The organism is Streptococcus sp. FSL W8-0197, assembly GCF_037963785.1.
GTDB classification, from domain to species: domain Bacteria; phylum Bacillota; class Bacilli; order Lactobacillales; family Streptococcaceae; genus Streptococcus; species Streptococcus oralis_CQ.
On sequence record NZ_CP150168.1, the window covers coordinates 1,939,943 to 1,954,373 of the forward strand.

Genomic DNA, 14,431 nt, shown 5'->3' on the forward strand with positions numbered 1-14,431 from the left:
TTCTATTTTTCGATAGAGGCTTTAAAAGCATCGTCAATCAATTTGTCCAACTCCCCAGAATCCTTCAACTTCTGGATGGTTTTGTCAACCGCCTCTTTTAATTCTTTACTGTCTTTTTTCATCGCAACAGCGTAGGAATCTTCTTTGTCATTGTCAAAATCAAACTCAGCGATGGCTAGGTCTGGATTATTCTCTACAAATCCTTTCGCCACTGGTTCCTCAAAGATAACCGCATCCAGTTGCCCTGATTTTAAATCTGTTATCAAATTTCCATTTTTAGGAAGTGAAACGAGAGAAGAATCCTGCAAAGTTTCTTTGGCCAGAGTTTCCTGGATAGAACCTTTCTGCGCTCCAACCTTTTTCTGAGCCAAATCCTTGACTGATTGGTAATTCGTTAATTCAGCTTTCCTTACGATAACCTTATTTTTCGAAGTGTAGTAGGGAATTGAAAAATCGTAAACTTGACTTCTCTCTTCCGTTTTAGAAACACCTGATATGGCAAGATCGGCCTTGCCTGAATCAAGACTAGCCAGTACATTATCAAAACTCATTGGAGAGAACTCCACTTCTACACCTAGTTCTTTTGCGATGGCTTTGGCTAGTTCAACATCTGAACCTACAATCTGATTTTTCCCATCAACTAATTTCTGATATTCAAATGGAGCAAACTCTGGATTTAGGGCCACCACCAATTTTCCTTTAGCCTTAATGGCTTCAACACCTTGGGATTGAGTGTTACTACAAGCAAATAATAAGGGAAACATAAGCAAACCAAACATCGTCATCAACACCTTCTTCACTTTATTCATAGAAGAGCCTCCTTTTATTTTTATACTTTATTATTGTATAAATAATACTCCTATCATCCTTGTTTGTCAAGAAAAAATCGTATTTTATTTCATTAAAATCAAGAAAAAGCTTATTATATGATATATTTTTACACATAATAAGCTTATTTATACTATTTGAGTTTTAAAACAATTTGAAGAATTTTGTCGGAATTATACAAATAGAGCATTGCTGAGAAGCTCGTTTCGCTTTTTGTTCTAGAGAAACAAAAAAGAGCCCTAAAGGACTCTTGTATTCTTAATACCAACCGTTGTTAAGCCAGAAGTTCTTGGCAGCTGTCCATGAACCGTAACGTCCTGCAACGTAGGCATCTGCTACACGTTCTTGGTTTTCAGCTGAGTAGTCACCGTTCAAGTATGAATCTGTCAATTGGTAACGTCCGATGTAACGTCCGTTTGTAGCAGTGTAGCTACCACCTGATTCTTTTTGAGCGATCCATTCTTTGGCTTCTGCTTCAGAACCACTTACAGTAGAAGCTGCTGCAGTGTTGCTTTCTGCTGCTGGAGCTGCAGGTGCAGCTGGGGCTTCATAAGTTGTTGTTTCAGTTGCTTCAGTTGCTTCTTCTGCAATTTCTTCCGCAGTTGCTGGGGCTTCATAAGTTGTTGCTGAAGCTGCAGCGGTTGCAGTTGCTGTCGATGGAGCTGTTCCTTCGATAACCAAAACTTGGTCAACATAGATAAGATGAATATCTTTGATGTTGTTTTTTGCTGCCAATTTTTCAACAGTTGTGTTGTACTTCTCAGCGATTTCTGAAAGAGTATCACCTGATTTAACTGTGTAAGTTACAGTTTCTTGGGCAGATGCAAGTGATGGAGCAAAGAAAGCAAGCAAAGCTGCTACTCCTGCGATAGTTGTTTTGATTTTTTTAGTTGTTAATGTCATATCTAAAAATTCTCCTTTTTATCTATGATACTATTTTACTCCTCGAATGTTACCATTTCTTGACGGTTTTATGTAGAAATATTACAAAAATGTTTTATATTTACCGTTTTAAGGAGGTTTTTGTCACAAAAGACCTTATTTTATACTATCTTTAATCATTTTAAGCTTTTGGTAAGGGAAATAAGCGCAGCGGTCTATTCTTTGATATAATAGATATAAGAATCTTTGTAAGGGGAAACAGATGCACTCACTTCGTTTTCAATCTGTCTTTGACATTATCGGACCTGTCATGATTGGCCCATCAAGTAGCCACACAGCTGGAGCTGTTCGCATCGGGAAAATCGTCTCTTCCATCTTTGACGATACGCCGACAGAAGTCGAATTCCAATTATTTAATTCATTTGCCAAAACCTACCGTGGTCATGGAACCGACCTTGCTCTCGTCGCTGGTATATTAGGTATGGATACGGACGATCCCGACATTCCAAATAGCCTAGAGATTGCCCATAAACGTGGTATCAAGATTGTCTGGACCATTCAGAAAGACAGCAATGCCCCTCATCCTAATACCACTAAAATTACTGTGAAGAATGAACACAAATCCATTAGTGTGACAGGAATTTCCATCGGTGGAGGAAATATCCAAGTTACGGAACTTAACGGCTTTGCTGTCTCTCTCAACATGAACACACCGACCATCATCATCGTGCATCAAGATGTTCCAGGTATGATTGCCCATGTTACTGAAGCCCTCTCTCGTTTCGATATCAACATCGCTCAGATGAATGTGACTCGAGAAAAAGCTGGAGAAAAAGCCATTATGATTATCGAAGTCGATAGTCGAAGTTGCGAAGAGGCGATTGAAGAAATCCGAAAAATCCCTCATCTCCACAATGTCAATTTCTTTAAGTAGGAGGAAACATGTTTTATTCTATCAAAGAATTGGTCGAGCAGGCGGATCTAGACTTCCAAGGAAATGTCGCAGAACTCATGATTGCGACAGAATATCAACTAACCGGTCGGGAACGGCCAGAAGTTCTCCTCCTCATGGAACGCAATCTAGAAGTCATGAAAGCCTCTGTCGAGCTCGGCCTCAGTGAAAACAAATCCCGTAGTGGTCTAACAGGTGGAGACGCGGCCAAACTAGACCGCCATCTCAAAAGTGGCAAGGCCTTGTCTGACTTTACCATCCTATCAGCAGCCCGTAATGCCATCGCGGTCAATGAACACAATGCGAAGATGGGCTTGGTCTGCGCTACTCCAACCGCAGGAAGTGCTGGCTGTCTGCCAGCCGTTCTCACTGCTGCTATCCAAAAATTAGACCTTAGCCACGAAGAACAGCTGGATTTCCTCTTTGCTGCTGGTGCCTTTGGACTAGTCATCGCAAACAATGCCTCTATCTCAGGTGCTGAAGGTGGCTGTCAGGCCGAAGTTGGCTCTGCCTCTGCCATGAGTGCCGCAGCCTTAACCTTGGCTGCAGGTGGGACCCCCTATCAGGCTAGCCAAGCCATCGCCTTTGTCATTAAAAATATGCTGGGCCTCATCTGCGATCCCGTCGCTGGTTTGGTCGAAGTTCCCTGTGTAAAGCGCAATGCCATGGGAGCCAGCTTTGCCTTTATCGCAGCAGACATGGCCTTGGCAGGTATCGAGTCTAAGATCCCTGTTGACGAAGTCATCGATGCCATGTACCAAGTTGGATCAAGCCTCCCAACTGCCTTTCGTGAAACGGCTGAGGGTGGACTCGCCGCCACACCTACTGGTCGTCGCCTACAAAAAGAAATCTTCGGCGAATAAACTCATCTTTATCTATTAGGAGAAACTATGCCCTCTATCTCAGCAATCTTTTTTGATCTGGACGGAACTCTGGTTGACAGTTCCATCGGGATCCACAATGCCTTTACCCATACCTTTAAAGAGCTAGGAGTTCCTAGCCCTGATGCCAAAACCATTCGTGGTTTCATGGGACCTCCACTTGAAAGTAGTTTTGCAACATGTCTTCCCAAGGAACAAATCTCGGAGGCCGTCCAGATATACCGCTCTTACTACAAGGAAAAAGGGATCCACGAAGCCCAACTCTTCCCCCGAATAACAGAATTGCTTCAAGAGCTTTCGCAAAACTACCCTCTCTACATCACTACAACAAAGAATACTCCTACTGCTCATGATATGACTAAAAATCTGGGAATCCATCATTTCTTTGATGGCATTTACGGCTCTAGTCCTGAAACGCCACATAAGGCAGATGTCATCCGTTACGCCTTGCAAACGCATCAACTCCATGCAGACCAAGTCCTCATCATTGGGGATACCAAGTTTGATATGATTGGAGCCCAAGAAACTGGCATTAAAAAGTTTGCTGTTACTTGGGGATTTGGAGAAGAGGCTGATTTACTCAGCTATCAGCCTGACTGGATTGCCCATACCATTGATGATATCATTAGCCAGCTCTAACCATACAAAAATACTCCTAACACTAGTGAACTAGGTTGAGGAGTATTTTTTATATGTTGTTACTATCAGAAGGAATCAACTCCATGCTTAAGCAGTAATTTGATCCTGTTCTTCAGTATCTGTATCTTCATCCTTCTTACTTGGCCAAGCAAGCATCACAATAAGAGCAATCGGTCCAACGAGAGGAACCAAAGCAATGAAGATAAAGGCCCAGTGGAAACCAGCGTCTCGTAAGCAGCGAAGCGACTCAGCCGCTTTAAAATAGAGTAGAAATATCTTAATATTTTCGTACCATTTCTTCAAACTGAGAGTCTTCAGTGTTCTCTTTATTTGTTTCACTATTCTCTATCACTTTTTCTCCAAATCGTTGACTTGGCATAGCGAGCATAACGAGCAGTGTTATTGCACCCAAAGGAACAAATACAATAAAAATATAGGCCCAATGGATACCCACATCTCGTAAGCGACGTACTATCAGTGCTAGTAGAGGAACAAACTCTACTATAAACAAAATAATACACATACTGAAGACCGCAATATTCCTGATGGCTTTATCAGATTCTACTCCAGTAAAAAGTGAGTAGTAGGCGGGCAAGAAAATTATCATATTTAGCAGCCAAACCCACCAAAATTCTGGACGTGTGGAACGACCAGAAAAATTTGCATAGCCTTTGAAAAAACTCCTAATAGCACTCAGCATACAAAAATCTCCTTTTGATTTTAATACTTATTTCGCAAAGTTATGTTACCAGCTTAAAAAAGAGGTAGTTTTTAGATTGTCTGAAATCACTCTCCTAATAGATCACATAACATCGTCCCTTGAATAGTTGCGCTTATTAAACCTTTGAAAGATCCGATGTTCTCTACTCTCTATTTATAAAAACCAGCTTTCTGATTCTCTCAGAAAACTGGCGATAGTTGTTTCATTATGAAGGTAGATGGACACTCTTACTCAGCATGAGTTGTTTCATTTGCAAAGGAAATGATTGCTTCTTTGAGCTCATCTCCGCTGAGTGAACGGAACTCTTCAATCTTTTGATCAATAGCTTCTAGTGGCATGACATTTACCTTACCAACGAAAATCTTGTCCATGACTTGGTTATCAACCAATTCGGTCGAAACCAAGAGTTCTTCATAGAGTTTTTCACCTGGGCGGATACCAACCTCAACGATTGGAATTTCACTTTCCGTGTGCCCACTTAGAAGGACCATTTTCTTAGCCAAGTCATAGATCTTGACTGGTTTGCCCATATCGAGGATAAAGACTTCTCCGTCCTTGGCATAAGCGCCAGCATGGATTACTAGACGGCTAGCCTCTGGAATGGTCATGAAGTAACGTGTCATACGGAAGTCTGTCACCGTTACAGGACCACCTTCAGCAATCTGACGTTCAAAGACAGGAATCACGCTACCACGACTACCCAGAACATTTCCAAAACGGACTGCACAGTAGGTTGATTTACTACGTTGGTTAAAGCCAGTGACAATCAATTCTGCCACGCGCTTAGTCGCACCCATAACATTTGGTGGATTGACCGCCTTGTCAGTCGAAATCATGACCATCTTAGGTACTTTGGCCTCATCAACAGCCTTGGCAACATTGTAGGTACCGAGGATATTGTTCTTGAAGGCTTCTTTTGGATTGCGTTCCATCATCGGAACGTGTTTGTGGGCTGCAGCATGGTAGACAATGGCTGGTTTGTACTGCTCAAACACCTGCAAGAGACGATCATAGTCCTGAATATCTGCAATAACAGGAACATAATCAATTCCTTGGAATGTACGGATCAATTCATGATAAACGAGATAGATTGAGTTTTCACCATGTCCAAGCAAGATGATACGCTCGGGATTGAAGCGGCTAACTTGACGACAAATCTCCGAACCAATCGAACCACCAGCTCCTGTCACCAAGATGGTCTTTCCAGTAATTTCTGTACCTAGACGCGATTCGTCAAGACGAATTTCCTGACGGCCCAAAAGGTCTGTGATATCAATTTTCTGGAAACCACTACCTGGTTGATGGAGTCCTTGAACAACTGTCTCAACCTTAGGCATCTTGTAACATTTGACGCCTAGCTTATTACACATCTGCAAGATGCGTTCGTACTCTGAGGGATCAAGCGAAGGGATCGCTACGATGACACGCTCGATTTGGTGACGTTTAGCCAATTCAGGCAGATTGTCATAGGAGCCTAGAACTGGGATGCCACCTAGTTTTTGTCCCTTTTTCTTTTCATCGTTATCCAATATCCCCACTAGCTCAAGGTCGCTAGTTGGATGTTGGTAGCTGTTCATAAAGAGGGCGCCACCATCACCAGCACCGATCAAGAAGGTACGACGATGCTCTCCATCTCCACTACCTTGCTTGCGCTTAGAATAAATCAGCTGCCAAGTGATACGAGGAAGCAAGATGAGGAAGGTGCTCAGCAAAATGAAGAGTACGATGAAACGGATAGAAAACAATGGAAGAAAGGCATAGCAGATTCCATAAGAAAGAACACTGCTGAGCATCACTCCGAAAAAGATTTTCATGAAATCCGTAATCTTGCTATAACGACTGATACTAGCATTTAGCCCCCAAAATGCAATCATGATTTGATAAAGGAGGAAGGCTAAAAGAGTGTAGATTACATAATCCACAGGCGCCGGATTTATAAGGCCATAAAACAAGATATAAGATACGATGATGGAAACCACCATACTCAGAATATCGAATATCCCCCAAAACACTTGTTTTTGCTGTTTATTTAAAATTTCAACCAGATCAATCACATAATCTGTTAGTTTTTTATTCATAGGAATTTACTCCCCCTTAAAAGAGTCAGATGATACTGTTGTTATGATAACCTGAATCATTCAGTCTATCGGGGCTTACTTTCTCTTTCTTAAAAGTTTGACGAAGATAAACTGACGTACAAAGCCTGGACAAAGTGCAACAATTGCCTGAATGGCTACACTTTTAGCATAATCCATGTAAGAAATTTGCCCTCGCTCAAGCATCCGTTGACGAGCTTGACGATAGAGTTTAAGGTAACGCAAGCCACCTCGACGCTCAAACATCCCTGCACCGACACGAACCTTACACAAGATTTGATCTAGGTTCCCAGTCTTGGCACCTGCAGCAATCATATTGAGCCAAAGGAGGTCATCCTCCATGTAAAGGCCATCTTCATAGTTGCCCGCCTTGAGGACCATGTCCTTTTTGAACATGACTGTCATATGGTTAAAGGCGCTTCTCATTCTCTGATAAGCCACAATGTCTGCATGCTGAGTTGGAACACGACGATAAGACACAATCTCATCTGGATTGTCAATGAACTCTGCGATATGCCCACCTAAGAGGTCGAGATCTTCTTTCTCCATTAGCTGAAGCTGTTTCTCAAAACGATCCGGAACGGCTAAATCATCCGTATCCATGCGGGCAATAATGTCATACTGGCACTGTAAAACACCGTATCGAAGAGCCAAGCCTAAACCTTGGTTTTGTTCTAAGGGGCACCGTTTAACTGGAATGTCTGACTGAGCTTCCACTTCATCTAGCACCTGATAGAGTTCGGGTGTGAGCGGCCCATCCTCAACAAGAACAAGTTCACTCGGTTTCAAGGTCTGGTTTTGAACACTTTTGATAGCATCTCTTAAAAACGTCGGATTTTCCTTTACATAGATCGACATCAAGACGCTGATTTTTTGCTTTTCAGACACAGTTTTTCTCCAATGTATAGATTTCCTTCCACTATTTTATCACAAATTCTCCTAGTTTCCTATTTTTATATCAAATCAAGGAAAATTCTAGTAAAGAAATCTGTCTCTTTTCACTTTATTTTCACTTTCATTGATTGAACTGTCTTGGCTGCCATTACTTGACATTATAAGGAAAAAACCTTAAAATAAGCTGTTATTAAAATCATCCTATCGAGGTTTTTATGAAAAAACAATCACTCTTTTTTGTTCTAGGAATTGTCTTAATCGGGACTGTTTTACGCTCTCCTTTTACTGCTCTTCCAACCATTTTAGGAGATATCGCTCAGGGACTAGGAGTGGAGGTTAGCTCTCTTGGGATTTTAACCAGTCTCCCTCTCTTGATGTTTGCTCTTTTCTCTGCTTTTGCAAGCCGCTTGGCACAAAAAATCGGACTAGAACATCTCTTTACTTACTGTCTCCTCCTCTTAACTGTTGGCTCTGTCATTCGGATTCTCAATCTTCCCCTTCTCTATCTAGGAACCCTAATTGTCGGAGCGAGCATTGCGATCTTCAATGTACTCCTCCCAAGTATGATCCAGGCAAATCAGCCTCAAAAGATTAGTTTCCTAACAACGCTCTATGTCACTGCCATGGGAATTTCGACAGCCATCGCTTCTTATCTTTCGGTCCCTATCACCCAAGCTAGTTCTTGGAAGGGCCTCATCCTCGTTCTCAGCTTTCTCTGTCTAGTCACTCTGCTAGTCTGGTTGCCAAATCATCACCACAACCACCACCTAGAAAGCCAAAAAGAAAAGCAAGTCAAAGAGAATATTCTAAAAAGTAAAGATGTCTGGGCTATCATTGTCTTTGGTGGTCTTCAGTCCTTGCTCTTTTATACAAGTATGACCTGGTTGCCAACTATGGCTGGTAGTGCTGGTATTTCTAATAGTGATGCGGCCCTCCTCGCTTCTATTTTCTCACTGATCAGCATTCCTTTTTCAATGACTGTTCCAAGTCTGACGACTCGTCTATCAGATGGTCACCGTCGAATCATGCTGGCAATTATCTCTATCGCTGGGATGACAGGAATTGCCATGCTCTTGTATCCAACCAATAATTTCCTCTACTGGTTAGTCGTCCATCTCTTGATTGGAACGGCCTGCAGTGCCCTCTTCCCCTACCTCATGGTTTGCTTCTCGCTTAAAACCAGTTCTCCTGAAAAGACAGCTCAGCTATCAGGACTAGCGCAAACAGGGGGCTACATCTTAGCTGCTTTTGGACCTGCCTTGTTTGGTTATAGTTTTGAACTTTTCCAATCTTGGATCCCAGCTGTCCTTGCCCTTCTAGCCATCGATATCATCATGACCATCTCGCTCTTTATGGTGGATCGGGCTGAAAAAATCCTTTAAACTTCTAGTTTTTACTAGGAGTTTTTTATATATAAAATTTTTACACATATTTCTTGACAGGGCTTTCAACTTGAGATACAATATATTTGAAAAGAGTATATATAAAATTTTTATATAATATAAAGGAGGTTTCCCATGTACTTCCCAACATCCTCTGCCTTGATCGAGTTTCTCATCTTGGCTGTACTGGAGCAGGGGGATTCTTATGGTTATGAGATTAGTCAAACCATTAAACTCATCGCCAATATCAAAGAATCTACGCTCTATCCCATTCTCAAAAAATTGGAAGCCAGTGGCTTTCTGACCACCTACTCTAGAGAGTTTCAGGGGCGTATGCGCAAATACTACTCCTTGACCAATCGGGGCGTAGAGCAGCTCGTTACTCTAAAGGAAGAGTGGACGCTCTATACCGACACCGTCAACGGCATCATAGAAGGGAGTATCCGCCATGACAAGAACTGACTATCTGACTCAGTTAGAAACCTATCTCCATAAACTGCCTGAAGCTGACCGCATCGAAGCTATGGACTACTTTAAGGAACTATTTGACGATGCGGGTTCAGAGGGCGAAGAGGAACTCATTGCCAGTCTGGGAACACCAAAAGAAGCGGCTCATGATGTCCTCTCTGATCTTCTCGATAAAAAAGTCAATGAAGCCCCTGCTCAAAAGAATGACCGTCAACTGCTACACATTGCCCTCCTGGCCCTGCTAGTAGCTCCTATCGGAATTCCGGTCGGGATCGGCATCCTCATGGCCATCATCGGTATTATTATCGCAGCCGCCTCCGTCATTCTAGCCTTCTTTACCGTCTCTGTGACAGGTATCCTACTGGGCGGACTCTTTATCGTAGAGAGCTTTAGTGTCCTAGTCGAAGCCAAATCTGCCTTTATCTTGATTTTTGGGGCCGGTTTGCTTTCTATCGGTGCTTCTTCTCTTGTTCTACTGGGCATCTCCTATGTAGCTCGTTTCTTTGGGCTCCTGATCGTCCGCTTGGTGCAATGGATTCTTAAAAAAGGAAAGAGAGGTGACAGACATGCGTAAATTGACAAAAGGATTTCTCATCTTTGGTGTGGTTTCTACAATCCTTGGTTTTATCATGATCATTGTAGGCGCGCAGTCCAATGGTATTCAAAGTTTGCTTGCCATGTCAAAAGACCCCGTCTATGACAATCGTATCGAAGAAGTGACCTTCGGAAGCGAAGTGGAAAAGCTTGATTTAGCTCTTGAGGAACATAGCCTAACCATCACAGAGTCTGTAGATGACAAGATCCACATCACCTATCATCCTTCCGTGTCTGGTCGTCACGATTTGACTACTGGCATGAGTGACAAAACACTGAGCGTCACTGACAAACAAGCCTCCCAACATCGTTTTCTCGGTTCAGGAATCGAAGGCCTACTTCGTATTGCCAGCAGTTATTCTAACCGTTTTGACGAAGTCATTCTCTCCCTCCCTAAAGGAAGAAGGCTGCAAGCTATCACCGTCTCAGCCAATCGTGGACAAACCAATATTCGTCAAGCCAATCTTGAAAATGCGACAATCAAAACAAAAGGCTATCTCTTAAGAATAACAGAAAGCTCTATCAAGAATAGTACACTAACGACACCTCATATCATCAATATCTTTGATACCGAATTTACAGATAGCCAGGTCAAGACGGAAAGGGAACACATCTATGCTGAGAATATCAAGGTCCACGGCAAGGTTGAGCTAGAGGCCCATTCCACTCTAAACCTCATTCTCTCCCAGAAAGATACTGACCGTATCAATCTAGATCTTTCTTCTCAGCATGGTGGTATCTATCATAAACCCAAAGAAGAACATCGTGGACAAAAAGAGAATCAACTTGCCAACCCTTATAAAACTGAAAAAGCAGATATCAAAGATCTACTCATTGCAAAAGCCAATCAGGATATCTACCTACCCAAGGAAGAAGAATACTCTGCTCCACCTAGCAACCATTGACAAAAACGCTTTCATCTGCTAGTCTAAAGATAGAAAACGACCATAAAAAAGGAGGTTCCACCATGACACAAGAATGGTTTGAAAGTGCCGATCTTGAGAAGAAATCACCTCAGACGAAATCAGAAGTCCAACCCGACGAGCCAGAGACTTCAGAAACTGTGGAAACTGAACCACAAGTAAGCGAAGAAACTTCTGTCTCACCTAAAGAGATGGAAACCCACGAGGAGAAAGCTCCCGAAATGACTGAGGAAACCCAAACCGAGGAAGAGGGAGAAGGGAAAGCTGAAGAGGAACACAAGCAAGAAAACCCTACAAAAGAGAAAAGTATCCTCAGCAAGGCTTTAGAAAGCCCCTATATCCCAGATATTGACCCTCGTAAAACAGCCAGATTCAAAGAAGAAATCGCACTATTTTGGACTTGGCTGCTGGATGCTATCCAAGAACCAACTGCCAGCAAGACTACGGACCAAAAGCATCGTTACAGTGTCTTTGCCCTGCTCACTTTGCTGTCTTCGATTAACCTTTTCTTTAGTATCTATCATATCAAGCACCTCTACTATGGCTATATGGCCTCTATTGCCAATAGTTTACCTAACCAGCTCCCACCTTTGGATCTCTTTGCTGGCCTTTCTATCTTGGTCGCTAGCGCTCTATTTTACTTTTCCATCATTTTGGGAGGCTTTACTGTCCGACGTGTGCTGGATCAGGAGAGTGACTTCACATTCCAAGAAGCCTTTGATCGGTATAGCCGACTCTTTGCTATCCCGCTTGTCTTAACAGCTCTAGCAAGTTTCTTTGCACTCTTTGGTGGCTTACGATTTGCTGGCATCCTCACTCTTCTAAGCATGGCCATCTTTGCCCTTGGAAATCTCTTTGTGATTAGCAAGCCAAGTAAGACCAGTAGCCTTGATCCATTTTATCGTTTCTTGCTAGCTGTCTTACTTGATGGAGCTATTCTCTTACCCTTCTTCATTGCAGAGCTCGCGCTGACAGTTGACTACCTTCGCATCTTGACCTTCTTTTAACCAAAATCCCTGCCATTTGTTAATGACAGGGATTTTTATGCTTACTCTTTTTTGAACAATGTCTACTCGATACTTGCCAATCCTTCAAAATCTTGTCCTAGGATGGGTTGTACTTCTAATTGATTAGCATCTAGTTGGTGGTAAAATGCTGTTGGTAATGACTCTAGGAATCTTGCATAATCCAAGCGAGCGATGGCTTCATAGTCTTCTGCTTTTGAGCCATCACCAGAAATCGTCACTAGGTCAATCTCCCAAATAAGCTCCTTGCCTGCCAGCTGCTCGGTATAAGGAGCTGGTACAAAGGGTTCCTTTGGTAAAATCGTCTTGACTCCCTGGGCTAGGTGATAGATACCGTGCACCTTGCCTTGGGCGTCTAGGTAAAATCTCACACTGGCAAGGTAGGCATCAGATCCTTGAACCTTCTTGACTAGATCTTCAAAACGTGCCAATCCATCCTCAGCCAAAAAGCTCTCGAGGTATTCCTTGTTGAGATAGATAGGGGACAAGAGTCCTTGGCAGTATACCAGACGAGCCGCCCTATCCGCTAGATAATTCTTGACTGTTTGTCGGAAATAAGCTTCAAAGTCAAATCCTTCTAGCCCTTCTACTGCCTCACCCAACTTGCTTGATAGGGCTTGGAGGAGAGCTTCTACAATCTCCCAGTCCGCTCTGGTAAGGAAGTCTGGAATCACCACTTGATAGCCTTTTCGGCTATCCGCATAGTTCACCTTGAAGAGAAATTGCGACTGACCTACAATCCCACACTCGATATACTCGAGACGATTGAGTGGCTGACGGAGATAGACCGCATCATAGCTATGCGACTCCAAACCCTCCACCAAGGACAAGATGGACTTGGCAGTCAAGACCTCCTGTTGTCCTAGAATGCTTTCTTTATTTGGGATAAAAAATGTTTTCGCCATAACCGGCCTCCTTTGAAATCGTTTACATATAGTATACCCTATTTTCCTGAAAGATACAGAAACAAATTTTAGATTTTTAGATAAAAAGCATAGAAAAACAGCCCCTGAGGGCTGTTTGCTTTATACTGTAGCGACTTGATCCAAGCTTTCACCGATTACAGCTAGATGCTCGATTACTTCTGCTTGTGTCAATTCATTTTCTGAAACATAGCGGTTTCGTGGGTGAACACGGCACTCGTGTGAGCATCCACGGAGATACTTGTCTTCATTTTCTTCTGATGTTAGGATACGACGGTTACAGAAGGGATTTCCACAGTTGACATAACGTTCACATGGTGTTCCATCAAACCAGTCTTTCCCTACGATGGTTGGGTTAACATGGTTGACATCGACTGCGATACGCTCGTCAAAGACGTACATTTTCCCATCCCAAAGCTCACCTTGAATTTCTGGATCTTTACCGTAAGTTGCGATTCCTCCGTGCAATTGGCCGACATCTTTGTAGCCTTCACGGACCATCCAGCCTGAGAATTTCTCACAGCGAACCCCACCTGTACAGTAAACCACGACACGCTTGTCCATGAATTTTTCCTTGTTGTCACGAACCCATTGTGGCAACTCACGGAAGTTGCGGATGTCTGGCCGGATAGCCCCACGGAAGTGTCCTAGGTCGTACTCATAATCGTTACGTGTGTCAAGGACAACTGTATCTTCGTCAAGAAGGGCTTCTTTAAACTCTTTTGGAGACAAGTATGCACCTGTTGTCTCAAGTGGGTTGATGTCGTTGTCAAAGTCGTTGTCTTCCAAACCAAGGTGAACAATTTCTTTCTTGTAGCGAACAAACATCTTCTTGAAGGCTTGTTCATTTTCTTCGTCAATCTTGAACCAGAGGTCTTCCATTCCTGGGAGGCTGTGAACGTAGTCCATGTATTTTTGAGTTGTTTCGTAGTCACCTGAAACGGTTCCGTTGATTCCCTCGTCAGCGACTAGGATACGACCTTTAAGGCCGATTGATTTACAGAAAGCCAAATGATCTGCCGCAAATTGTTCTGCGTTTTCAATCGGAGTATAAAGGTAGTAAAGTAAGACACGAATATCTTTTGCCATAAGATTTGTTCTCTTTTCTATTCTTAAATTTTCAGAATTTTTCATTCAACTATACTAGTATACCCACTTGGGAAAACGAATGCAATTTATTTGACTGGAAATTATATAGAGAGTCCTGCCCCTGCACTTCATCA

At 42.8% G+C, this 14,431-nt stretch carries 16 protein-coding genes; 8 read left to right on the forward strand and 8 right to left on the reverse strand.

The window, feature by feature from the left end; genetic code table 11:
• Positions 1-2: 2 nt before the first annotated feature.
• Both NYE79_RS09530 and NYE79_RS09535 read right to left on the reverse strand, forming a co-directional pair.
• Positions 3-809 (reverse strand): ABC transporter substrate-binding protein, encoded by an 807-nt coding sequence (locus NYE79_RS09530; RefSeq protein WP_001045248.1) that lies wholly within the window; start codon positions 807-809, stop codon positions 3-5.
• 277 nt (positions 810-1,086) lie between these two features.
• Positions 1,087-1,731, reverse strand: coding sequence for a LysM domain-containing protein (locus NYE79_RS09535; protein ID WP_084877242.1), 645 nt, complete (start codon positions 1,729-1,731; stop codon positions 1,087-1,089).
• A gap of 241 nt (positions 1,732-1,972) precedes the next feature.
• Here NYE79_RS09535 and sdaAB point away from each other — a divergent pair, with 241 nt between their 5' ends.
• Genes sdaAB through NYE79_RS09550 form a run of 3 tightly spaced genes read left to right on the forward strand, consistent with a single transcriptional unit; the run spans position 1,973 to position 4,182 of the window.
• A complete protein-coding gene (gene sdaAB, locus NYE79_RS09540; protein WP_000555868.1) occupies positions 1,973-2,644 on the forward strand; it encodes an L-serine ammonia-lyase, iron-sulfur-dependent subunit beta in 672 nt (223 codons plus the stop codon).
• An 8-nt stretch (positions 2,645-2,652) separates the two neighbouring features.
• On the forward strand, positions 2,653-3,525 hold the full coding sequence (gene sdaAA, locus NYE79_RS09545; RefSeq protein ID WP_000500031.1) for an L-serine ammonia-lyase, iron-sulfur-dependent, subunit alpha: 873 nt from the start codon (positions 2,653-2,655) through the stop codon (positions 3,523-3,525).
• A 27-nt stretch (positions 3,526-3,552) separates the two neighbouring features.
• Positions 3,553-4,182 carry an HAD-IA family hydrolase gene (locus NYE79_RS09550; RefSeq protein WP_125457103.1) on the forward strand — a complete coding sequence of 210 codons (630 nt, stop codon included), beginning with the start codon at positions 3,553-3,555 and terminating at the stop codon, positions 4,180-4,182.
• Between the two features lie 87 nt (positions 4,183-4,269).
• Here the strand turns inward: NYE79_RS09550 and NYE79_RS09555 are convergent, their stop codons facing one another.
• From NYE79_RS09555 to NYE79_RS09570, 4 genes are all read right to left on the reverse strand, one after another.
• Positions 4,270-4,485 (reverse strand): hypothetical protein, encoded by a 216-nt coding sequence (locus NYE79_RS09555; RefSeq protein ID WP_000759535.1) that lies wholly within the window; start codon positions 4,483-4,485, stop codon positions 4,270-4,272.
• Positions 4,460-4,882: a DUF805 domain-containing protein gene (locus NYE79_RS09560; protein WP_216728636.1), complete on the reverse strand. Its 423-nt coding sequence runs from the start codon at positions 4,880-4,882 to the stop codon at positions 4,460-4,462. Before NYE79_RS09560 ends, NYE79_RS09555 begins: the two co-directional genes overlap by 26 nt.
• A 248-nt stretch (positions 4,883-5,130) precedes the next feature.
• A complete protein-coding gene (locus NYE79_RS09565) occupies positions 5,131-6,981 on the reverse strand; it encodes a nucleoside-diphosphate sugar epimerase/dehydratase (protein WP_216728637.1) in 1,851 nt (616 codons plus the stop codon).
• A gap of 75 nt (positions 6,982-7,056) precedes the next feature.
• A complete protein-coding gene (locus tag NYE79_RS09570; protein WP_216728638.1) occupies positions 7,057-7,887 on the reverse strand; it encodes a glycosyltransferase in 831 nt (276 codons plus the stop codon).
• A gap of 221 nt (positions 7,888-8,108) precedes the next feature.
• Between NYE79_RS09570 and NYE79_RS09575 the strand changes: the two genes are divergently transcribed.
• From NYE79_RS09575 to NYE79_RS09595, 5 genes are all read left to right on the forward strand, one after another.
• Entirely contained in the window at positions 8,109-9,275 is a 1,167-nt protein-coding gene (locus tag NYE79_RS09575) for an MFS transporter (protein WP_339293705.1), read from the forward strand.
• A 135-nt stretch (positions 9,276-9,410) separates the two neighbouring features.
• A complete protein-coding gene (locus tag NYE79_RS09580; RefSeq protein ID WP_000273860.1) occupies positions 9,411-9,737 on the forward strand; it encodes a PadR family transcriptional regulator in 327 nt (108 codons plus the stop codon).
• Positions 9,724-10,317 (forward strand): DUF1700 domain-containing protein, encoded by a 594-nt coding sequence (locus NYE79_RS09585; protein ID WP_061853271.1) that lies wholly within the window; start codon positions 9,724-9,726, stop codon positions 10,315-10,317. The genes NYE79_RS09580 and NYE79_RS09585 overlap by 14 nt, the downstream gene beginning before the upstream one ends.
• Positions 10,310-11,242 carry a DUF4097 family beta strand repeat-containing protein gene (locus NYE79_RS09590; RefSeq protein WP_339293706.1) on the forward strand — a complete coding sequence of 311 codons (933 nt, stop codon included), beginning with the start codon at positions 10,310-10,312 and terminating at the stop codon, positions 11,240-11,242. The genes NYE79_RS09585 and NYE79_RS09590 overlap by 8 nt, the downstream gene beginning before the upstream one ends.
• A gap of 62 nt (positions 11,243-11,304) precedes the next feature.
• Complete coding sequence (locus NYE79_RS09595) at positions 11,305-12,267, forward strand: DUF6574 domain-containing protein (protein WP_339293707.1); 963 nt, start codon at positions 11,305-11,307, stop codon at positions 12,265-12,267.
• A 62-nt stretch (positions 12,268-12,329) separates the two neighbouring features.
• Here the strand turns inward: NYE79_RS09595 and NYE79_RS09600 are convergent, their stop codons facing one another.
• Both NYE79_RS09600 and NYE79_RS09605 read right to left on the reverse strand, forming a co-directional pair.
• Complete coding sequence (locus tag NYE79_RS09600) at positions 12,330-13,190, reverse strand: DUF4299 family protein (RefSeq protein WP_084943201.1); 861 nt, start codon at positions 13,188-13,190, stop codon at positions 12,330-12,332.
• 120 nt (positions 13,191-13,310) lie between these two features.
• Entirely contained in the window at positions 13,311-14,297 is a 987-nt protein-coding gene (locus NYE79_RS09605) for a rhodanese-related sulfurtransferase (RefSeq protein WP_044021553.1), read from the reverse strand.
• Positions 14,298-14,431 lie beyond the last annotated feature (134 nt).

Bases quoted from the DNA above. Each gene is read 5' to 3' on its own strand.
- NYE79_RS09590 (WP_339293706.1), top strand. From the start codon at position 10,310: ATGCGTAAATTGACAAAAGGATTTCTCATCTTTGGTGTGGTTTCTACA.
- NYE79_RS09605 (WP_044021553.1), bottom strand. From the start codon at position 14,297: ATGGCAAAAGATATTCGTGTCTTACTTTACTACCTTTATACTCCGATT.
- NYE79_RS09565 (WP_216728637.1), bottom strand. From the start codon at position 6,981: ATGAATAAAAAACTAACAGATTATGTGATTGATCTGGTTGAAATTTTA.
- NYE79_RS09585 (WP_061853271.1), top strand. From the start codon at position 9,724: ATGACAAGAACTGACTATCTGACTCAGTTAGAAACCTATCTCCATAAA.
- NYE79_RS09535 (WP_084877242.1), bottom strand. From the start codon at position 1,731: ATGACATTAACAACTAAAAAAATCAAAACAACTATCGCAGGAGTAGCA.
- NYE79_RS09595 (WP_339293707.1), top strand. From the start codon at position 11,305: ATGACACAAGAATGGTTTGAAAGTGCCGATCTTGAGAAGAAATCACCT.
- sdaAA (WP_000500031.1), top strand. From the start codon at position 2,653: ATGTTTTATTCTATCAAAGAATTGGTCGAGCAGGCGGATCTAGACTTC.
- NYE79_RS09560 (WP_216728636.1), bottom strand. From the start codon at position 4,882: ATGCTGAGTGCTATTAGGAGTTTTTTCAAAGGCTATGCAAATTTTTCT.
- NYE79_RS09550 (WP_125457103.1), top strand. From the start codon at position 3,553: ATGCCCTCTATCTCAGCAATCTTTTTTGATCTGGACGGAACTCTGGTT.
- NYE79_RS09600 (WP_084943201.1), bottom strand. From the start codon at position 13,190: ATGGCGAAAACATTTTTTATCCCAAATAAAGAAAGCATTCTAGGACAA.
- NYE79_RS09530 (WP_001045248.1), bottom strand. From the start codon at position 809: ATGAATAAAGTGAAGAAGGTGTTGATGACGATGTTTGGTTTGCTTATG.
- NYE79_RS09580 (WP_000273860.1), top strand. From the start codon at position 9,411: ATGTACTTCCCAACATCCTCTGCCTTGATCGAGTTTCTCATCTTGGCT.
- sdaAB (WP_000555868.1), top strand. From the start codon at position 1,973: ATGCACTCACTTCGTTTTCAATCTGTCTTTGACATTATCGGACCTGTC.
- NYE79_RS09575 (WP_339293705.1), top strand. From the start codon at position 8,109: ATGAAAAAACAATCACTCTTTTTTGTTCTAGGAATTGTCTTAATCGGG.